17 protein-coding genes are annotated in these 20,019 nt (G+C 72.3%); 12 read left to right on the top strand and 5 right to left on the bottom strand.

The annotated features are described in order from the left end of the window. The first annotated feature begins 16 nt into the window (after window positions 1–16). Complete coding sequence (locus E4P38_RS12770) at window positions 17–985, top strand: YihY/virulence factor BrkB family protein (RefSeq protein ID WP_245160990.1); 969 nt, start codon at window positions 17–19, stop codon at window positions 983–985. On the opposite strand, the gene E4P38_RS12765 is transcribed toward E4P38_RS12770, so the two are convergent. Next, window positions 900–2,219 carry a serine hydrolase gene (locus E4P38_RS12765; protein WP_135132188.1) on the bottom strand — a complete coding sequence of 440 codons (1,320 nt, stop codon included), beginning with the start codon at window positions 2,217–2,219 and terminating at the stop codon, window positions 900–902. The genes E4P38_RS12770 and E4P38_RS12765 overlap by 86 nt on opposite strands. Before the next feature lie 284 nt (window positions 2,220–2,503). Between E4P38_RS12765 and E4P38_RS12760 the strand changes: the two genes are divergently transcribed. The 10 genes from E4P38_RS12760 (at window position 2,504) to E4P38_RS12715 (ending at window position 14,486) form a co-directional block, all read left to right on the top strand. Beyond that, window positions 2,504–3,544 carry a BMP family ABC transporter substrate-binding protein gene (locus tag E4P38_RS12760; protein WP_135132215.1) on the top strand — a complete coding sequence of 347 codons (1,041 nt, stop codon included), beginning with the start codon at window positions 2,504–2,506 and terminating at the stop codon, window positions 3,542–3,544. Window positions 3,545–3,848: 304 nt separating this feature from the next. Continuing rightward, window positions 3,849–5,426 carry an ABC transporter ATP-binding protein gene (locus E4P38_RS12755; RefSeq protein ID WP_135132187.1) on the top strand — a complete coding sequence of 526 codons (1,578 nt, stop codon included), beginning with the start codon at window positions 3,849–3,851 and terminating at the stop codon, window positions 5,424–5,426. Beyond that, window positions 5,423–6,613 carry an ABC transporter permease gene (locus E4P38_RS12750; protein WP_135132186.1) on the top strand — a complete coding sequence of 397 codons (1,191 nt, stop codon included), beginning with the start codon at window positions 5,423–5,425 and terminating at the stop codon, window positions 6,611–6,613. The genes E4P38_RS12755 and E4P38_RS12750 overlap by 4 nt, the downstream gene beginning before the upstream one ends. Before the next feature lie 73 nt (window positions 6,614–6,686). Then, window positions 6,687–7,970 (top strand): ABC transporter permease, encoded by a 1,284-nt coding sequence (locus E4P38_RS12745; RefSeq protein ID WP_135132185.1) that lies wholly within the window; start codon window positions 6,687–6,689, stop codon window positions 7,968–7,970. A 75-nt stretch (window positions 7,971–8,045) separates the two neighbouring features. Continuing rightward, window positions 8,046–8,486, top strand: a complete 441-nt coding sequence (locus E4P38_RS12740) for a cytidine deaminase (RefSeq protein ID WP_135132184.1) — start codon at window positions 8,046–8,048, stop codon at window positions 8,484–8,486. Next, window positions 8,486–9,754 (top strand): thymidine phosphorylase, encoded by a 1,269-nt coding sequence (locus tag E4P38_RS12735; protein ID WP_135132183.1) that lies wholly within the window; start codon window positions 8,486–8,488, stop codon window positions 9,752–9,754. Before E4P38_RS12740 ends, E4P38_RS12735 begins: the two co-directional genes overlap by 1 nt. Window positions 9,755–9,880: 126 nt before the next feature. After that, window positions 9,881–10,777, top strand: coding sequence for an ABC transporter ATP-binding protein (locus tag E4P38_RS12730; protein WP_135132182.1), 897 nt, complete (start codon window positions 9,881–9,883; stop codon window positions 10,775–10,777). Further along, the gene (locus E4P38_RS12725) at window positions 10,774–11,595 is read left to right on the top strand and encodes an ABC transporter permease (RefSeq protein WP_135132181.1); all 822 of its coding nucleotides are present in this window, start codon (window positions 10,774–10,776) and stop codon (window positions 11,593–11,595) included. Before E4P38_RS12730 ends, E4P38_RS12725 begins: the two co-directional genes overlap by 4 nt. A gap of 14 nt (window positions 11,596–11,609) precedes the next feature. Then, a complete protein-coding gene (locus E4P38_RS12720; RefSeq protein ID WP_135132180.1) occupies window positions 11,610–12,686 on the top strand; it encodes an adenosine deaminase in 1,077 nt (358 codons plus the stop codon). A 252-nt stretch (window positions 12,687–12,938) separates the two neighbouring features. Further along, window positions 12,939–14,486, top strand: a complete 1,548-nt coding sequence (locus E4P38_RS12715; RefSeq protein ID WP_135132179.1) for a DEAD/DEAH box helicase — start codon at window positions 12,939–12,941, stop codon at window positions 14,484–14,486. A 148-nt stretch (window positions 14,487–14,634) separates the two neighbouring features. Here the strand turns inward: E4P38_RS12715 and E4P38_RS12710 are convergent, their stop codons facing one another. Then, the gene (locus E4P38_RS12710) at window positions 14,635–15,993 is read right to left on the bottom strand and encodes a hypothetical protein (protein WP_135132178.1); all 1,359 of its coding nucleotides are present in this window, start codon (window positions 15,991–15,993) and stop codon (window positions 14,635–14,637) included. Between the two features lie 186 nt (window positions 15,994–16,179). Between E4P38_RS12710 and E4P38_RS12705 the strand changes: the two genes are divergently transcribed. Then, window positions 16,180–16,659, top strand: coding sequence for an SRPBCC domain-containing protein (locus tag E4P38_RS12705; protein ID WP_135132177.1), 480 nt, complete (start codon window positions 16,180–16,182; stop codon window positions 16,657–16,659). An 8-nt stretch (window positions 16,660–16,667) separates the two neighbouring features. Here the strand turns inward: E4P38_RS12705 and E4P38_RS12700 are convergent, their stop codons facing one another. Genes E4P38_RS12700 through deoC form a run of 3 tightly spaced genes read right to left on the bottom strand, consistent with a single transcriptional unit; the run spans window position 16,668 to window position 20,008 of the window. Continuing rightward, on the bottom strand, window positions 16,668–17,534 hold the full coding sequence (locus E4P38_RS12700; RefSeq protein ID WP_135132176.1) for an aldehyde dehydrogenase family protein: 867 nt from the start codon (window positions 17,532–17,534) through the stop codon (window positions 16,668–16,670). Beyond that, window positions 17,531–19,006, bottom strand: coding sequence for an aldehyde dehydrogenase family protein (locus tag E4P38_RS12695; RefSeq protein ID WP_209309080.1), 1,476 nt, complete (start codon window positions 19,004–19,006; stop codon window positions 17,531–17,533). Before E4P38_RS12695 ends, E4P38_RS12700 begins: the two co-directional genes overlap by 4 nt. A 6-nt stretch (window positions 19,007–19,012) precedes the next feature. After that, entirely contained in the window at window positions 19,013–20,008 is a 996-nt protein-coding gene (gene deoC / locus E4P38_RS12690) for a deoxyribose-phosphate aldolase (protein WP_135132175.1), read from the bottom strand. Window positions 20,009–20,019 lie beyond the last annotated feature (11 nt).

The raw sequence follows: 20,019 nt of genomic DNA, 5'->3' as shown, positions 1-20,019 counted from the left end.
GCCCCAGACTCGGACGGTGAGTTCCGCCCCCGAGACGCCCCCAGCCGGGCGTGAGCCGCTGCTGAACCGGCTGTACGCGCGGGGTGAGGCGATCATCGCGGCGGAGCGCCGGCGCCACCGCTGGTTCGACCACCTCGCCCGCGCGGGCGGCCGCTACCAGCGCGTGCAGAGCGACCTCATTGCCGCCGGCGTCACCTACTTCGCGTTCCTGGGCCTCTTCCCGGTCCTGCTGCTGGTCGCCTCGGTCGTCGGTCTGGTGCTGGCCGGTGACGCCCTGCTGCAGCAGGAACTCTTCGACGCGATCCGCGAGGCCTTCCCCGGATCGCTGGGGCGGGAGCTCGTCGACCAGCTCTCGGGCGCGATCGACGGGGCCGGCTACATCGGGCTGATCGGCCTCGCCGGTTTCCTCTACGCCGGCCTGCGCACGATGGACAAGCTGCGGATCGGCATGGAGCTCATCTGGAAGGGCAAGGTCGACGAGCCCGATGTGCTCCGGGACAACCTGCAGGACCTGCTCGCGCTCGTCGTCCTCGGTGCCATCGGGCTGCTCAGCCTCGGCGTGACCGGGGTCGTGACCCAGGGGTCGACGTGGGTGCTGAAGCTGGTCGGCCTCGCCGACGAACCGGGCTACGGCGTCCTGACCTGGGTCCTCGGCCTGGCCCTGGCGGTGCTCGTCGACCTCGTCGTCTTCCTCTGGCTGCTGCGCGTCGTGCCGTCGATCTCCCATCCGCTGCGCCGCTTGCTGCCGGGCGCGCTGTTCGGTGCGGCCGGCTTCGAGGCGCTGAAGGTGATCGGCGGCTACTACCTCTCGCTGATCTCCGACAGCGTGACCGCGTCCGCGTTCGGCGGGGCCGTCGGCCTGCTCATCTGGATCAACCTGGTCGCCCGGTTCGCCTTCTTCACAGCCGCGTGGACGGCGACTCTCCGCTCGGTGGAGGCGGCGACGCCGGTTCCCCGGGCGGACGCCGCGGCGGTGCCCGCCTGACCCGTGCCTCCCCGGGCGGTGCCGGGACCGGGCGCACCGCGCGGCGTCGCCCGATCATCGTGGCGGCGACGATGAGGACGGCGGACCCGGCGAGCGTCACCGGCACGACGGGGAACCCGTCCGCGGGAGCGGCCGCCGCCGCTCCGGTGACGGGAGGCGGCACTGTCCTGCGGGTGCTCGACGCGGCCGCGGAGGGGACGGCGACGAGGTCCGCCGGCGTGACGAGCGTGCCCGCACCCTCGGTCCCGGCGGGGACGGCGAAGCCCCAGTCCAGGAGCAGGGCTGCCTGGTCGGCGGCGCGCAGCGGGGTGTTCTCGGTGGCCATGACGCTGACCACGAGCCGCCGTCCGTTGCGCTCGGCCGCCGTGACGAAGGTGTGCCGGGCGGCGTCGGTGAAGCCGGTCTTGCCGCCCAGGTTCCCCGGATAGGTCAGCAGCAGCGGGTTCTGGCTCTGGATCTGGTAGCCGGGGGAGCGGCCCTCGACGGCGGGCATCTCCGCCGTGGGGGTGGCGAGCACCGCGGCGGTGGCGGGGTCGGAGATCAGCGCACGGAAGATCAGCGCCAGGTCGTAGGGGGAGGAGGACTGTCCCGCGACATCGAGCCCGGACGGCGTGCCGGCGACCGTGTCGAAGGCGCCGATGCCCTCGGCCGTCTCGTTCATCGCCGCGACGGTCACCTGCGACCCCCCGGCCGTGCGGGCCAGCGCGTTCGCGGCGTCGTTGCCCGACTGCAGGATGAGTGCCTGGAACAGCAGCGACACCGGGTACTGACCGCCCTGGACGAGCCCGACCCGGCTGCCCTCGACGTTCTCGTCCTCCGCGGTGCCCACGACGACGCGGGCGGGGTCGAGCAGGGGGACCAGGGTGAGCAGGGTGAGGGTCTTGAGCGTGCTGGCCGGGTAGTAGCGGCCGTGCGGGTCGCGGGCGGCGAGCACGTTCCCGGTGCCGGCGTCGGCCACCAGCCAGCCGGCGGCGGCCAGCCCGTCGGGAAGGGCCGGGGTCCCGTCGGCGACCACCAGCCCGCGGGTGTCCAGCTCGTCCCCGCCGACGGTGCGCCCGTCCGGCGCGGATCCCTGGGGCGGGCGGCCGGGATAGGGCGAGGTGGGTGTCGGCGCCGACGGATCGACGGTCGGCCGGGGCTGCTCAGCAGCGGCCGGCAGGACGCCCACGAGGACGGCGAGGCCCGCGGCGAGCGCCGCCGCGGCCAGTCGCGCACCCGGTCGACGTCGTCCCATGACCGGGAACGCTAGGCGTCGGGCGGCTCGTCGGCGCGCGAGGGCACCCCGCCGGAACGCCGTCCAGGGCGTCCCAGGGGTTCGGCGATCTTCGCAACGATCGCGTCTCAGTCCGTCCCGGGCCTGGGATGGAGGCGTCGGCCGCGGTTAGCGTGCCCAGATCGCATGCCGGTGCGTCGCCCCTCGGGGCGGCGCGGCGGCAGGTGGACCTGCACCCATCGGGACGCGCCTCGACACCACCGGCGCGTCCCCCCAGAGAGGAGATCGTCTTGCGCCGAGCGCGGATGACGAAGGCCGCGGCGTTGCTGCTGGCCGGCAGCCTGGCCCTCGCGGCCTGTGCCAGCGACGAAGAGGGTGGCGGCAGCGCCAGCGGCGAGAGCAGCAGTGGCGGTGACCTCAAGATCGGTCTCGCCTACGACACCGGCGGCCGGGGTGACCGCTCGTTCAACGACTCCGCCTACGCGGGCGTCGAGGCGGCGATCGAGAGCAACGGTGGCAAGGTCTCCGAGCTCAGCCCCAACGCCGACGCCTCGAACCGCGCCGACCTGCTGACCCAGCTTGCCGATGACGGCTTCAACCCGGTCATCGCGGTCGGGTTCGCCTACGGCGACGTGATCGGCGACGTGGCCGAGCAGTACCCGGACACCAACTTCGCGATCATCGACTCGTCGGTGGCCGAGATCGGTGCCGACAACCTGACCGGCCTGCTGTTCTCGGAGGAGCAGGGCTCCTTCCTGGCCGGCGTCGCGGCCGCGCTGAAGACCACGACCAACCACATCGGTTTCGTGGGCGGCGTCGACACCCCCCTCATCCAGAAGTTCGAGGCGGGCTACTTCGCCGGTGCCGAGGCTGCCAAGCCGGGCATCCAGATCGACTCCACGTACCTGACGCCGGCCGGTGACTTCTCCGGGTTCAACGACCCGGCCAAGGGCCAGATCGCGGCGCAGGGCATGTTCGACGGCGGCGCGGACATCGTCTACCACGCGGCCGGTGGCTCCGGCCTCGGCGTGTTCCAGGCGGCTGCCGCCTCGAACAAGCGCGCGATCGGTGTCGACTCCGACCAGTACAACACCGTGGACGACCCGGCCCTCCAGGCCGTGATCATGACGTCGATGCTCAAGCGCGTGGACAACGCGGTCGAGGCGTACATCGGTGACTTCGTGGACGACAACGTCGCAGGTGGCGAGGACGTCACCAACGACCTGTCCACCGAGGGTGTCGGCCTGGCCACCTCCGGCGGGTTCATCGACGACATCCAGGACCAGATCGACGACTACCGCCAGCAGATCATCGACGGTGACATCGAGGTCCCGACCACCCGGTGATCTCCGGACGCGGGCCTGCCTCCAGCGGGCCCGCGTCCCCACCGGTGGTCGCCACGACGGCGGGTCCGGGCGCACCGCATCTCGAGTGCTGAATCTCGAGGGTGGAGCCCGGGCCCGCCGTCGTGGTCACGGCACCGCTTCGCCGGAAATCCCTGGCCCGGATGCCCGGCAGGACACCCGGGTGCGACATCATGCGGCCAGCCCATGCCGCGCGCCGGGAACGACGGTCGACCCCGCCGTCCCGACGCAGACGAACAGCCGTGCGCCGCGTACCCCGTGGGCGCACCCGAGGGAGAGGCCGAGGATGGCCGCAACAGGAGTGACCGGGAGCAGCCCGGCCGCGGGGTCGCCCGAGGGCGCGCCGTTGGCCGTGGAGCTGCGCGGGATCACCAAGCGCTTCCCCGGCGTGGTCGCCAACCGGGACATCGAGCTGCGGGTGCGCCGCGGTGAGGTGCACGCCATCGTCGGTGAGAACGGGGCGGGCAAGTCGACCCTGATGAAGACCCTGTACGGGATGCACCGCCCGGACGAGGGCTCGATCCTGCTCGACGGCCGCGAGGTCCACTTCCGCAGCCCCGCCGATGCGATCGCCGCCGGGATCGGCATGGTCCACCAGCACTTCATGCTGGCCGACAACTTCACCGTCCTGGAGAACATCGTCCTGGGCAGCGAGCCCACGAAGGGCGGACGGCTGGACCTCGCCGAGGGGCGTCGCCGCATCCGCGACATCTCCGCGCGGTACGCCCTCGATCTCGACCCCGACGAGCTCGTCGAGAACCTCGGTGTCGGTGACCGGCAGCGGGTCGAGATCGCCAAGGTGCTCTACCGCGGCGCGACCACGCTCATCCTCGACGAGCCCACCGCCGTCCTCGTGCCGCAGGAGGTCGACGAGCTGTTCGGCAACCTGGCCGAGCTCAAGCGCGAGGGCCTCACCGTCATCTTCATCTCGCACAAGCTCGACGAGGTCCGCAAGGTCGCCGACTCGATCACCGTCATCCGCCGCGGCACCACCGTGGGCGAGGCCGACCCCAAGACGACGACGGCCCGGCAGCTGGCCGAGATGATGGTCGGTTCCGAGCTGCCCTCGCCGGAGACGCGCACGTCCACCGTCCGCGACGTCGTCGTCCTCGAGCTGCGGGGCGTGACCGTGGCGACCCCGGGCGGCCGGCCGGCCGTGGACGACGTCGACCTCACGATCCGTGAGGGCGAGGTGCTGGGCATCGCCGGCGTGGAGGGCAACGGGCAGGCCGAGCTGGTCGACGCGATCATGGGTCTGCGTCCCCTCACCGCCGGAACGGTGCTCTTCGGGGACCAGGACATCAGCTCCTGGAGCACCCGGGACCGGCGGGAGGCGGGCTTCGGGTTCATCCCGGAGGACCGGCACCGGCAGGGGATGCTGCTCGAGGGCACGCTCTGGGAGAACCGCATCCTCGGCCACCAGACCCGCCCGCCCGCGTCGAAGGGCTGGTTCATCGACCGCAAGGCGTCCCGGTCCGACACCGCGCGGATCATGAAGGACTACGACGTCCGCGCCCCGGGGCCCGACACCCTCGCGGTGGCGCTGTCCGGCGGCAACCAGCAGAAGCTGATCGTCGGCCGCGAGATGGAGTCCGGCCCGCGGCTGCTGGTCGCCGCCCACCCGACCCGCGGGGTGGACGTCGGGGCGCAGGCGGCCATCTGGGAGCTGCTCAAGGACGCACGAGCCGAAGGGATGGCCATCCTGCTGATCTCCGCCGATCTCGACGAGCTGATCGGTCTGTCGGACACGCTGCGGGTGATGCTGCGCGGCCGGCTCGTCGCCACGCTCGACCCCGGCACGTGCACCCCTGAGCAGCTCGGTGGCCACATGACCGGGGCCCACGGGACGGCGGGTGCCGCATGAGCGTCGTCCGCCGGCTCGGGCCGGCCCTCCTGGCACCCGTGCTCGCCGTCGTCGTCGCGCTGGTCATCTCCTCGGCGGTGATGGCTGCCCTGGCGGTGAACCCGTTCGACGTCTTCGGGGTGATGCTGGACTTCGGGGAGACCCCCGGCCAGCAGATCACCGCCATGGTGGTGATCGTCAACCGGGCGATCCCGCTGTTCCTGTCCGGCCTCGCCGTCGCCGTCGCCTTCCGCATGGGCCTGTTCAACATCGGCGTGGAGGGCCAGTACCGGCTCGCCACGATCGTCGCCGCAGCGGCGGGCGCCGCGGTGACCCTGCCGGGCCCGCTGCACATCGGGTTCATCGTCCTGGTCGCCGTCGTCGTCGCCGCGCTCTGGGCCGGCATCGTGGCCGTGCTCAAGGTGACCCGCGGCGTGAGCGAGGTCATCAGCTCGATCATGATGAACTTCATCGCGCTGGGGATCGCGTCCTACCTGCTGACGGGTCCGTTCCGCGGGAGCCCCGAGGGCGCGTCGATCATCGCGACGGCAGACATCCCCGAGTCGGGACAGATGCCCGGCCTCAACGGGATCTTCGACCTCTTCGGGCTGGCGAACCCGCCGCGCCAGCTCTACGGCTTCCTGCTGATCGCCATCGTCGTCGGCGTCCTGATCGCCGTCCTGCTCAACCGCACGCGCTTCGGCTTCGACCTGAAGGCCAGCGGGATGTCGCCGTCGGCGGCCAGCGCGAGCGGCGTCAACGCCCGCGCGATGGTCATCAAGACGATGCTGCTCTCGGGTGCGGTCGCCGGGCTCATCGGCCTGCCGGACCTGCTCGGGAACACCCACTCGTACACGACCGACTTCACCGCCGGGCTGGGCTTCCTCGGCATCGCCGTGGCGCTGCTGGGCCGCAACAAGCCGTTCGGGATCGCGCTGGCGGCGCTGCTGTTCGCCTTCCTCGACCGATCGCTGGTGCCGCTGCAGATCGCCGACTACCCCTCCTCGGTCGTGACGATCGTGCAGGGCACGATCGTGCTCGCGGTCGTCGTGGCCAACGAGATCGCGCGGCGGGTCGCCCGCCGTTCCGCCGCGGGCGGGACCGCGGCACCGTCCGGCGGCCCGACCGCAGGTGACGGCAGCACCGGCGCGGTCCCGACACCACCGCCCCCGGGCAGTACCGACCAGCGACAGGGGGCGCAGCTGTGAGCGAGCGTGCGAGCTCACCAGAGGACAGAGCAGCTCCGCGAACGCGGTCGACGAGCGTCAGCGAGGAGGACGCATGAGCACCGCTGTGACGACGACACCCGACGCCCGGCCGAGCCGTGGGCCGATCACCGACCTGCTCACCGGCGGGGGACCGGTCCGGCGGGCGCTCTGGCTGGCCGTCGCCGGGCTCGTGCTGTTCTCGATCGTCCGGGCGATCAGCGGCGAGAACGCCCTGACGTCCTCGTCGACGATGTCGGCGGCGCTGCTCCTGGCCGTGCCGATCGGGCTCGCCGCCCTCGGCGGCCTGTTCTCCGAGCGGGCCGGCGTGGTCAACATCGGCCTCGAGGGAATGATGATCCTCGGCACCTGGGGGGCCGGTTTCGCCGGCTACCAGTGGGGCTGGGGCGCGGCCCTGGTCGGCGGCGTGCTCTTCGGCGCGCTGGGCGGGCTGCTGCACGCCCTGGCCACCGTGACGTTCGGCGTCGACCACGTGGTCTCCGGCGTCGCCATCAACATCCTGGCGGCCGGGGTGGCGCGCTTCCTCTCCGAGCTCTTCTTCACCGACAACCCGGCCGGTGGCGGTGTCACGCAGTCCCCGCCCGTGTCGAGCAAGCCGCCGTCCTTCTCGCTCCCGGTGCTGTCCTCCGGACCGGACCTGCTGGGCGACCTCGAGCAGAAGCACTGGTTCCTGCTGAGCGACCTCGCCGGCGTGCTGCGCGGGGTGACCAGCATCGTGGCCATCGTGACCGTGCTGGCCGTGCTGCTCATCCCGGTGACCTACCTGGTGCTCTGGCGCACGTCGTTCGGGCTGCGGCTGCGCTCGTGCGGGGAGAACCCGGCGGCGGCGGACTCCCTGGGTGTCCCGGTCTACCGGATGAAGTACATCGCGGTGGTCATCTCCGGCGGGCTGGCCGGGCTCGGTGGCGTGTTCCTGGTCTTCATCGCCGGCATCTACCGGGAGAACCAGACCAACGGGCGCGGATTCATCGGTCTGGCCGCGCTGATCTTCGGCAACTGGCGGCCGGGTGGCCTGGCCGCCGGTGCGGGCCTCTTCGGGTTCGCCGACGCCCTCCAGCTCCGCAGCCGGACGGCGGTCGTCGCGCTCCTGCTGCTGGTCGCCGTGCTGCTCGCGGTCCTCGCCGTCCGTCAGGTGCTGCGCCATCAGCTGCTCGCGGGCGGGATCGCCGCGGTCGTGGCCGTCGCAGCGTTCGTCGGCTACCTGACCATCGACGAGCTGCCGCCGGGCATCGTGTCCTTCACCCCGCACCTGACGACGCTGCTGGTCCTGTCGCTGGCGTCGCAGCGATTGCGCATGCCGCAGGCCGACGGACTGGTGTACCGACGAGGAGAGAGCTGACGTGAGCGGACAGGCGCGTGAGCATCGCAGCGAGCGCCAGCGAGCGAGGAGCGGAGCAAGCCGCGGGAGCGAACTGTGACGCGGCCGGCACCGGACTGGGACGCCCTCCGTGCGGCGGCCCGGGAGGCGATGACCCACGCCTACGCGCCGTACTCGAAGTTCCCGGTCGGCGTCGCCGGACTGGTGGACGACGGGCGGCTGGTCACCGGCTGCAACGTGGAGAACGCCTCCTACGGGCTCGGCCTCTGCGCCGAGTGCGGCATGGTCAGCGATCTCGCCCGTACCGGCGGGGGCCGGCTGGTCGCCGTCGCCTGCGTCGGCGGCGACGGGCAGCCGCTGATGCCGTGCGGCCGCTGCCGGCAGCTGCTGTGGGAGCACGGCGGGGCCGACATGCTCATCGAGACGGTCTCCCTCGGCATCGTGCCGATGCGCGAGGTGCTGCCGGACGCCTTCGGGCCCGAGGACCTAGCGGCGGCAGCCCTCAAGGACCAGCGCGCCGCGGAACGGGACGCCTGATGGACGCCATCGATGTGCTGCGCACGAAGCGGGACGGCGGGACGCTGTCGGCTGAGCAGATCCGCTGGGTGATCGACGCCTACACGCGGGGCGCCGTCCCCGACGAGCAGATGAGCGCCCTGCTCATGGCGGTGTTCTTCCGCGGGATGTCCGTCGACGAGCTCGCCGTGTGGACCCAGGCGATGATCGACTCGGGCGAGCGCAAGGACCTCTCCTCGCTCGGCCGCCCGACCGCCGACAAGCACTCGACGGGCGGGGTGGGCGACAAGATCACGCTGCCGCTCGCGCCGCTGGTCGCCGCCTGCGGGGTCGCCGTCCCTCAGCTGTCCGGGCGCGGGCTGGGCCACACCGGCGGCACCCTGGACAAGCTCGAGGCGATCCCGGGCTGGCGGGCCGACGTGCACGAGGAGGCCTACCTTCGCCAGCTGCGCGAGGTCGGGGCGGTCATCTGCGCCGCGGGCAACGACCTCGCCCCGGCGGACAAGAAGCTCTACGCGCTCCGCGACGTCACCGGCACCGTGGAGTCCATCCCGCTGATCGCCAGTTCGATCATGAGCAAGAAGATCGCCGAGGGCGCCGACGCCCTCGTCCTGGACGTGAAGACCGGCTCCGGGGCGTTCATGAAGGACGCCGAGGACGCGCGCACCCTGGCCCGCACGATGGTCGGCCTCGGCGAGGCGGCCGGGGTGCGGACCGTCGCGCTGGTGACGGCGATGGACCGGCCGCTGGGCCGCGCTGCGGGAAACGCCGTCGAGGTGGCCGAGTCGGTCGAGGTGCTCGCCGGTGGTGGGCCGGCCGACGTCGTCGAGCTGACCCTGGCGCTCGCCCGCGAGATGCTGGCCGGCGCCGGGCGGGAGGACGTCGATCCGGCGGAGGCGCTGGCCGACGGCCGGGCCATGGACGTCTGGCGTCGCATGATCGCCGCCCAGGGCGGGGACCCCGACGCGCCGCTGCCGAAGCCGGCGGAGACGCACGTGGTCATGGCGCCGGCGACCGGCACCCTGACGCGGCTCGACGCGTTCGCGCTCGGCGTGGCCGCGTGGCGGCTGGGCGCCGGGCGGGCCCGCAAGGAGGACCCGGTGTCGGCCGCCGCCGGAGTGCTCTGGCGGGCCGGCGTGGGGGAGCAGGTGACCGCCGGTCAGCCGCTCCTGGAGCTGCAGACCGACGACGCCGAGCGCATCCCCCGGGCGCTCGAGGCCCTCGAGGGTGCGATCGGCGTCGACACCGACGACCAGCCGCTCCCGCTGATCCTGGACCGCATCACCTAGACACTGCGACCCTCCGGGTCGCACCGCGGCCAGGTGCCGTGCCCGGTCGCCGTGGAGCCGCTGCGTCGCGCCTGCGCGGACCCCTCCGGGGCCCACTCGGCGCGACAGGGGGGAGACTGTTCCCTCGTGACAGCCAGCTCTGCGGCCGCCGTGCGCCCGCGCACCGGTGAGGCACTCGATCCGGACGCCGCCATCTCCATCCGGGGCCTCGTGAAGCGGTACGGGGACTTCGTCGCGGTCGACGGGCTCGACCTCGACATCCGGCGGGGTGAGATCTTCGCCCTGCTCGGGCCCAACGGCGCGGGCAAGACCACGACGGTCGAGATCTGCGAGGGCTACCGGACGCAGGACGCCGGTGCGGTCCACGTGCTCGGCGAGAACCCGTCGGACGGCGGTCGCCGGTGGAAAGCGCAGCTGGGCATCGTGCTGCAGTCCGGCGCCGGTGACAGCCAGCTGACCTGCCGCGAGCTGCTGCAGGCGCAGGCCTCCTACTATCCCGACCCCCGTGACCCCGACGAGGTCCTGGGACTGGTCGGCCTCACCGAGAAGGCGAAGTCGCGGGCGAAGACGCTGTCGGGCGGTCAGCGCCGCAGGCTCGACGTCGCGCTGGGCATCGTCGGGCGGCCCACGCTGCTGTTCCTCGACGAGCCGACCACCGGTTTCGACCCCGAGGCGCGGCGCCAGTTCTGGTCGCTGATCCGGTCGCTGCGCGACCTGGGCACCACGATGCTGCTGACCACGCACTACCTCGACGAGGCCGAGGCGCTCGCCGACCGGGTGGGCGTGATCGCCCGCGGCCGGCTCGTCGAGGTCGCCGTCCCCTCGGCGCTGGGCGGCCGGGAGACCGCGCCGGCCGTCGTCAGCTGGCACGAGGACGGCGCGCGGCGCAGCGAGGCCACCAGTTTCCCGACGGCGTTCGTCCGGGAGCTCGCGGGGCGGTTCCAGGGCGAGATCCCGGAGCTCTCCGTGGCCCGGCCGACCCTCGAGGACGTCTACCTGCAGATGATCGGCGAGCGCTCATGACCACCACCACCCGCACGGGCGTCGTCCTGCCGTCCCTCGCCACCGTCTACCGGACCCGGGCCTCGGTGGAGCTCAAGGAGTTCTTCCGGCAGCGCGAGTCGGTCGTGTTCACCCTCGCGTTCCCGGTGATCCTGCTGGTGGTGTTCGGGGCCGTCCTCGACTACGACATCGGCGGCGGGGTCACCTTCACCCAGTACTTCATGGCCGGGATCATCGCTGCGGGGATCCTCGGCGCCAGCCTGCAGAACATGGCGATCAGCATCGCCACCGAGCGGTCGGACGGGACGCTCAAGGGCCTGGTCGGCACGCCGATGCCGAAGAGCGCCTACTTCGTCGGGAAGATCGTGCAGGTCCTCGCCGTCACCGTGCTGATCATCGCGATCCTGCTGGCGGTCGGCGTGTTCGCCTACGGCATCGACCTGCCGTCGGGCAGCGACTGGTTCACGTTCCTCTGGGTCGCGACCCTCGGTTCGGCGTCCTGCACCCTGCTCGGGATCGCCGTCTCCAGCCTGGCCAAGAACGGTCGCTCCGCGTCGGCGATGGTCACCCCGATCGCCCTGGTCCTGCAGTTCATCTCCGGCGTGTTCTTCCAGTTCAGCCAGGTGCCGGTCTGGATGCAGACGATCGCCTCGTTCTTCCCCCTGAAGTGGATGGCGCAGGGCCTGCGATCGGTCTTCCTCCCCGACTTCCTCGCGGCCGAGGAACCGGCCGGCTCCTGGGAGCTCGGCCGGGTGGCGATCGTGCTGGCCCTGTGGTGCGTGGCCGGCCTGCTGCTCTGTGTCGCCACCTTCCGTTGGCAGGATCGTTCAGCAGGCTGAGCTACGTTCCTTCGGTGCCTGCACCGCTGACTGCCGAGAACGTCGCCCGCGCCCCCAAGGTCCTGCTCCACGACCACCTGGACGGCGGCCTGCGACCGCAGACCGTCCTGGAGCTCGCCGACGAGCACGGCTACCGCGACCTCCCCGCCGCCGACGCCGAGAGCCTGGGCACCTGGTTCCGGCAGGCGGCCGATTCCGGGTCCCTCGTGCAGTACCTCGAGACCTTCGCGCACACCGTCGGCGTGATGCAGCACCCCGACGCCATCCACCGGGTGGCCCGGGAGTGCGCACTGGACCTGGCCGCCGACGGGGTGCTCTACGCCGAGGTGCGCTTCGCCCCCGAGCTGTCGACCGCGAACGGGCTGGCCATCGAGGCGGTCGTGGAGGCGATGGTGGCCGGCTTCGCCGCCGGCTGCGCGGAGGCCACCGCGGCAGGGGGGTACATCGAGGTCGGGGCGCTGCTGTGCGCGATGCGCCAGGCCGACCGCTGGGAGGAAGTCGCCCGCCTGGTCGTGAAGTACCGGGACGCGGGGGTCGTGGGCTTCGACCTGGCCGGCCCCGAGATCGGCTTCCCGCCGGACCGCGTGACCGCCGCGATCGCGCTGCTGGACCGGGAGCGCGCGCACCGCACGATCCATGCGGGGGAGGCCGCCGGCATCGAGAGCATCCGCGCCGCTCTGGACGGCGCCCACGCGGAGCGGCTGGGCCACGGCATCCGGATCGCCGACGAGGTCGCCGAGGACGGCACGCTCGGACCGCTGGCGCAGCGGGTCCTCGACGAGCGGGTGCCGCTGGAGGTCGCGCCGTCGTCCAACGTGCAGACCGGCGCGTACCCGTCGCTCGCCGCCCACCCGATCGACCGGCTGCACCGGCTCGGCTTCACCGTCACCGTCAACACCGACAACCGGCTGATGAGCGGGGTCTCGGCCAGCAGTGAGATCGCCGACGTCGCGGACACCTTCGGCTGGTCCTGGGACGACGTGCAGACGGTGACCGAGCGCGCGCTGGCCGGCGCATTCATCCCCGAGCCGGGCCGCAAGCGCCTGCTCGGGGAGATCGTCAGCAAGGCATACGCGGACCTCCGCGGCTGACCCCGGACGGGTGGCGTGACGGCGGCCACCCCCGTCTCGGGAATCGCCTGGCGATCTTCGCTGCTAACGTAGGCGTACCGGCACAACGGCCGGTCATCCTCCCGGACGGTTTGTCCGGGCATGAGCGCATCCGTGCAGATCCCGCGTTCCATACCTGGGCGCAGCTGATCGCCAGTGAGGACGCCGGCTACCTGGCCGCGCCCCTCCCTTTTCACGGGCCGCGCTCCGAGCTGTATCGGAGCCCCACCCCGCATGACTTTGGTCCACCCTGTCTCGTTCGAGTCCAACTCGGCGGACGACACTGTTCAGAACACCATCGAGAACGCCCCCGTCGAGGTCCCGGCCGAGGCGCAGCCGGAGGCCCCGACCGGCCCGACGTTCCACCAGCTGGGCCTGCCCCAGCCGCTGGTGACCGCACTCGAGCGGCGCGGCATCCACCGCCCGTTCGCCATCCAGACCTCCGCACTGCCGGACGCGCTCGCCGGGCGTGACGTGCTCGGCAAGGCCGCCACCGGCTCGGGCAAGACGCTGGCCTTCGGCCTGCCGCTGCTCGCCCGCATCGGTGCCGACGCCAAGCAGGGCCGCCGCGCCCCGCGTGGCCTCGTCCTGGTCCCGACGCGTGAGCTGGCGCAGCAGGTGCACGACGCCCTGGCCCCCCTCGGTCAGGCGATGGGCGTCCAGCTCGCCACCGTCTACGGCGGTGCCCCGATGTACCGCCAGATCCAGCAGCTCCGCCGCGGTGTCGACGTCATCATCGCCACGCCCGGCCGCCTGCAGGACCTGATCAGCCAGGGCGAGGCGAGCCTCACCGAGGTCGTCGTCACCGTGCTGGACGAGGCCGACTTCATGGCCGACCTCGGGTTCCTCCCGGTCGTCAAGGAGCTGCTCGACCAGACCGACCGCAATGCCCAGCGGCTGCTGTTCTCGGCCACCCTGGACGGCGAGGTCGACTCCCTGGTCCGCCGCTACCTCAAGGACCCGGCCCGGCACGAGGTCGTCCGCCCCGGTGGCGAGGCCCCGCCGGCCGAGCACCTGGCCTTCAGCCTCGCCTTCCGCGACAAGCTGCAGGTGGCCACCGAGCTCGCCGGCCGCCCGGGTCGCACGATCATCTTCGCCCGCACCCAGCTGGGCGTGGACCGGCTGGCCGACAACCTGAAGGCTGCCGGCATCAAGGCCGAGGCGATCCACGGCGGACTGCCCCAGTCGGCGCGCAAGCGTGCGCTGGAGGAGTTCATCGACGCCCGCTCGCCGGTCCTCGTCGCCACCGACGTCGCCGCCCGCGGCATCCACGTGGACGACGTCTCGCTGGTCCTGCACTACGACCCGCCGACGGACGCCAAGACCTACCTGCACCGTTCGGGCCGCACCGCCCGCGCGGGTGCCGCCGGTGTCGTCGTCTCGCTGCTGCTGCCCGACCAGGTCGGCCAGTCCAAGCGTCGGTTCCGCTCGGCCAAGGTGGACCCGGACGTCGTCCGGATCCGTCCGGGTGATGCCCCGATCACCGACCTCGTCGCCAACGGCGTCGCGGTCGAGCCCAAGGAGCGCACCCAGCGCGACATGCGCCGTGGCCCCGGCGGGCCCGGCGGACGTCCGCGCCGGGACGGTGACCGTCCCACCGGCGGCTACCGTGGCGGCCCGCGCCGTTCGTTCGGGGACAAGCCCCGTCCGGCCGGCGAGCGTCCCGCCGGTGAGCGCTCCTACGGCGACCGTCCGTCGTCGGGTGAGCGTTCGTACGGCGACCGCGGCCCGCGTGCGGGCGGCGGCGGTCGGCCCAGCCGGCCCTCGCGCTACTCCAGCTAGTAGAAGGACCCCCTTCCTCCCCACCCCTCGCACGCTCGGGGCGGGCCCCTGGAAGGGGGCCGGAAGCGGCCGGTTCCGGGATCCCCCGGGGCCGGCCGCTTCGCTGTACCAGGCCCCGTCCAGAGGCTCGCCGCGGACGGGGACCCCTTCAGTCGCGGAAGACCAGGGCTCCGCTGACCAGGCGCACGACCTCGTCCCACTGCGGGCGCAGCTCGGCGGCGTCCTCGGCCCGCAGGGTGGCATCGGGCTCGGTCTCGGCCCGCGCGATCTCCCGGCCCAGCGGTGCGGTCGGGGAGAGCAGCTCCTCGACGCGGCGGAGCCCCGCGTACTCCGCGAGGTCGCGGACGCCCTCGACCGGCTGGGCGAAGGCCCGGTTGTCGACCAGCCCGGCCGCGCCGTCGGCCACCTCGCCCAGGACGTCGGACAGCTCGGTGAGGTCGTAGCGGTCCTGGTCGGCGGGCAGCGGCGGGACGTCGGTGTCGGCGACCTCGGCCCACGAGGCGATCTCCATGAGGTCGTGGTCCTCGTTGCCCTTGCAGAAGCGGGAGAGATCCGCCGGGGTGTCGAAGACGAACACCTCCCCGTCGCGGCCCAGGAAGCGGGCGACGTCCTCGACGTAGCAGCGCAGGGTCACCCCGGCGCCCTCGGGCACCACGACCTCCACCGGCAGGATGCCGACGGACTCCCAGAACTTCCCGGCCTCGGCGACCTCGGCCGGGGAGGCCGTGATCCGACCGGCGCGGGCGATCGTGCGCACGCCCGGCTCGTCGCCGTCGTCGACGAGGATCGCGTCATCCCCCTGGCCGTCCCGCAGGTCGTCCGGGTCGCTCTCCTCGACCTCGGACGCCGCCGGGTAGTCCTCGATGCTCGTCGAACCTGCGCCGGTCCAGTCCAGGTGCTCCGACAACTCCTCGACGACGTCCTCCCAGAGGTCGTCGAGGACGCCTCCGACGCCGACCCAGGCGTCCTCGCCGGATCGGCCGACGAACGCCTCGACACCCAGGCCCAGGGAGCCGATCTCGGGCTTGGCGGCCATCTCGGCGACCGCCTCGAACTGGCCCTCTGTCTCGGCGTCGTCGAGTTCCTCGTCGGGCTCGGGCGTGGTGTCGAGGCACTCGGCCAGGCGGCTGACGATGTCGATCGTCGCGGCGAGCTCCTCCACCGCCCAGCGGTCGGGGTTCTCCGCGGCGATGTCGTAGACGCCGTCGAGGTCGAAGCGGTGGTCGTCGTCCGGCGTGAGGTCCGCCGCGCCCAGCCCCATCACGACCGGCCAGACCGGATGGTCGACGAGGTCGTGATCGGTGGCGGTCCGGCAATAGGCCGCCAGCGCCGCGGGGCTGGGGAAGAGGTGGACGCGAGCAGTCGGTCCTGTGTCGGGGTCGTCCTCGGTCGTGCCGAGGAACGCCTGCCACTCCTCGCCGTCCTCCTCCCAGGGCGGCGCCCACAACGTGTAGCCGGTGCGGTCGTCGAGGGTGAGTGCGATCGGGACGATGCTGGGCCTGGCCACGGGGACACCCTGCCAGGTCTCCCTGGGCGCGCGCCCACGGGTTGATCAGAACGTCATAGACGCCGAGTGCGCAGCGGCGGCCTCGAAGGCGGCCGCTCGGACCTCCGGGCGCTCGAGAACGGATCTGCCACCTGGGTCGCCCTAGGGTGTGCATCCTCCCGGCGCGCTCACCATCAGGAGATTCCGATGACCGCCGAACTGAGGACGTTCGTCGACATCGACGCCACTGCCGAGAGCGTGTGGCAGGTGCTGACCGATCTGCCCGCCTATGCGGAGTGGAACCCGTTCATCACCAAGGCAGCCGGGACCTTTGTCGTCGGCGATCGGCTGTCTGTCAGCCTGCCGCCGGTGAACGCCTTCGTGGCGCCGACACTGCGGCCCCTGGTCGTCGAGGTGGCTCCCTTCAGGCGGCTGGCGCTGCGGAGCCGGTTGGACAGGTTCGCCGTCCCAGGGCTCTTCGACGTCGAGCTCACCTGGACCATCACCGAGCACGACGGTGGTGTGCGCCTCTGGCAGCAGGACCGGTTCGGCGGTGTGCTGGCGCCCCTGCTGCTTCGTGCCCTGAACCGACACAGGCTCACGGCCTTCAACGACATGAACGCAGCGCTCAAGCATCGGGTCGAGAGGACGCCGGTCCCAGGCCGCGTCGATGAGGAACGTCCCTGAGCGGCCGCTCAGACCCCGATCGGATGCCAGACGGTTTTCGTCTCCAGGAAGGGCGTCATCCGGGAGAGCCCGGGGTCGGCGGTCCAGTCCTGCTCCGGCACCTGCGGGCGCACGACCCGCTTGACCGTGCCCGCCGCCTCGCGCTCGAACTCCATGGCGCGCCCGGGGGGTGCGCCGGTCAGGTCGATGCCGTCGACGTCGGCGTGCTCGGCGAGCCACGGACCGAGCTCCGCGCTGTCGCCGGTGAGCAGGTTGACGACGCCGCCGGGGACGTCACTGGTGGCCAGCACCTCGGCGAGCGTGACCGCCGGCAGCGGACGTTCCTTCGACGTCACCAGGACGGTCGTGTTGCCGGTCGCCAGGACCGGGGCCAGCACGCTCACCAGGCCGAGCAGGGAGGACTCCTGCGGCGCCAGGACGGCGACGACGCCGGTGGGCTCGGGCATCGAGAAGTCGAAGTACGGGCCTGCGACCGGGTTCGCGCCACCGAGGACGGCGGCCAGCTTGTCGGTCCACCCGGCGTACCAGACCCAGCGGTCGACGGCGGCGTCCACGGCAGCCCGCGCCCTGGACGACGACAGGCCCTCACCGGCTGCGACCTCGTCGCAGAACTGCGCGTGCCGGCCTTCCATCACCTCGGCCACGCGGTAGAGCACCTGACCGCGGTTGTAGGCGGTCATGCCCGACCACTTCGCGAAGGCGCCCCGGGCCGCGACGACGGCGTCCCGGGCGTCCTTGCGGGAGGCCCAGGCGGCGTTGGCGAGGAAGTGGCCCCGGGTGTCGGCGACCTCGTAGGTGCGGCCGGACTCCGAGCGCGGGAAGGCGCCGTTCACGTACAGCTTGTAGGTCTTCCGAACGGCCAGACGATCGCTCATGAGTGGGTCGCACCCTTCAGGTATCCGGTGAGCCCGTGGCGGCCGCCCTCGCGGCCGTACCCGGACTGCTTGTAGCCGCCGAAGGGCGACGTCGGGTCGAACTTGTTGAACGTGTTGGCCCAGACGACGCCGGCCCGGAGCTGGTTGGCGATCTTGAGGATCCGCGAGCCCTTCTCCGTCCAGATGCCCGCCGACAGCCCGTAGGTCGTGTTGTTGGCCTTCGCCACGGCCTCATCGGGGGTGCGGAAGGTGAGCACGGAGAGGACCGGCCCGAAGACCTCGTCCCGCGCGATGCGGTGGGCGGGGGAGACGTCGGTGAAGACGGTCGGCGGGAACCAGAAACCGCGGTCGGGCAGCACGCACTCGGGCTGCCAGCGCACCGCGCCCTCGGCCTCGCCGATGTCGGACAGCTCCCGGATGCGGGCCAGCTGCTCGGCGGAGTTGATCGCGCCGATGTCGGTGTTCTTGTCCAGCGGGTCGCCGACGCGCAGCGTGCCGATCCGGCGCTGCAGCGAGGCGATGACCTCGTCGTGGATGTTCTCCTGCACCAGCAGCCGCGATCCCGCGCAGCAGACGTGGCCCTGGTTGAAGAAGATGCCCTGCACGATGCCCTCGACGGCCTGGTCGATCGGGGCGTCGTCGAAGACGATGTTGGCCGCCTTGCCGCCGAGCTCCAGGGTGAGCGACTTGCGGGTGCCGGCGACCGCGCGGGCGATCGACTTGCCCACCTCGGTCGAACCGGTGAACGCCACCTTGTCGACGTCCCCGTGCTCGACGACCGCCCGGCCGGTCTCCCCGGCCCCGGTCACGATGTTCACGACCCCCGGCGGCAGGTCGGCCTGCTGGCAGATCTCGGCGAACAGCAGCGCCGTCAACGGGGTGGTCTCCGCGGGCTTGAGGACGACGGTGTTGCCGGTCGCCAGGGCCGGTGCGACCTTCCACGCCAGCATCAGCATCGGGAAGTTCCACGGGATGACCTGGCCGGCCACGCCGAGCGGGCGGGGGTTCGGGCCGAGGCCCGCGAAGTCGAGCTTGTCGGCCCACCCTGCGTGGTAGAAGAAGTGCGCCGCGGCGAGGGGGATGTCGACGTCGCGGGACTCCCGGATCGGCTTGCCGTTGTCCAGCGACTCCAGGACGGCGAACTCCCGCGCGCGCTCCTGCAGCAGCCGGGCGATGCGGAAGAGGTACTTGCCGCGGTCGGCCGGGCGCATCGGGCCCCAGACGCGGGTGAAGGCGCGGCGGGCGGCGGCGACGGCACGGTCGACGTCGGCCACGCTGCCGCTGGAGACCTCGGTGAGGACCTCCTCGGTGGCCGGGTTGACCGTCTTGAACGCCTCGCCGGTGCCGTCGACGAACTCACCGTCGATGAACAGGCCGTAGGACGGCTTGATGTCGACGATCGAGCGGGACTCGGGCGCCGGGGCGTACTCGAACAGGTTGGGCTTGGCCGGGCTGGGCGGAGCAGTTGTCATGAGGGGTCAGTCCACCGTGACGTAGTCGGGACCGGAGTAGTGGCCGGTGCGGAGCTTCTGCCGCTGCAGCAGGAGGTCGTTGAGCAGGCTGGAGGCGCCGAACCGGAACCAGTGGGGAGAGAGCCAGTCGGGCCCGGCGGTCTCGTTGACCAGGACCAGGTGCTTCATGGCGTCCTGCGTCGTCCGGATGCCACCGGCCGGCTTGACGCCGATCTGCGTGCCCGTCTGGGCGCGGAAGTCGCGGACCGCCTCGAGCATGACGAGGCAGACCGGCAGGGTCGCCGCGGGGGCGATCTTGCCGGTGGAGGTCTTGATGAAGTCGCCGCCGGCGAGCATCGCCAGCCACGAGGCGCGGCGGACGTTGTCGAGGGTGACGAGCTCGCCGGTCTCGAGGATGACCTTGAGGTGAGCGGTCCCGCAGGCCTCCTTGACGGCGACGATCTCGTCGTACACGTCCAGGTATCGGCCCGCGAGGAAGGCGCCGCGGTCGATGACCATGTCGATCTCGTCGGCACCGTTGGCGACGGCGTCCTTCACGTCGGCGATCTTGATGGCCCGGCTGGCGCGCCCGCTGGGGAACGCCGTGGCGACGGCGGCGACGTGGATCCCGCTGTTCCCGAGCGCCTGCCGGGCGACGCCGGCGAGGTCGCCGTACACGCAGACGGCGGCGACCGGGGGGGTGTTCAGGTCGCCGGGGTCGGGGCGGCGGGCCTTGGCGGCCAGCGACCGCACCTTGCCGGGGGTGTCGGAGCCCTCGAGCGTGGTGAGGTCGACCATCGAGATCGCGGTGTCGATCGCCCAGGCCTTCGCCGTGGTCTTGATCGACCGCGTGCCGAGCATGGCCACGCGGGACTCCGCACCGACTTGGTCGACGCCGGGCAGGCCGTGCAGGAAGGCGCGGAATGCGGCGTCGGAACGCGTCACGTCGCTGAACGGGTCCACCGGCGCGGGAAGCAGCCGGGCGCCGTCCGACAGCGCATCGGGATCGAGCACGTGGGTCATGCCCGCCATTG

The organism is Blastococcus sp. CT_GayMR16 (assembly GCF_004570875.1).
In the GTDB taxonomy this organism is placed as follows: Bacteria; Actinomycetota; Actinomycetes; order Mycobacteriales; family Geodermatophilaceae; genus Blastococcus_B.
This window is presented reverse-complemented; position numbering and strand designations above follow the sequence as displayed.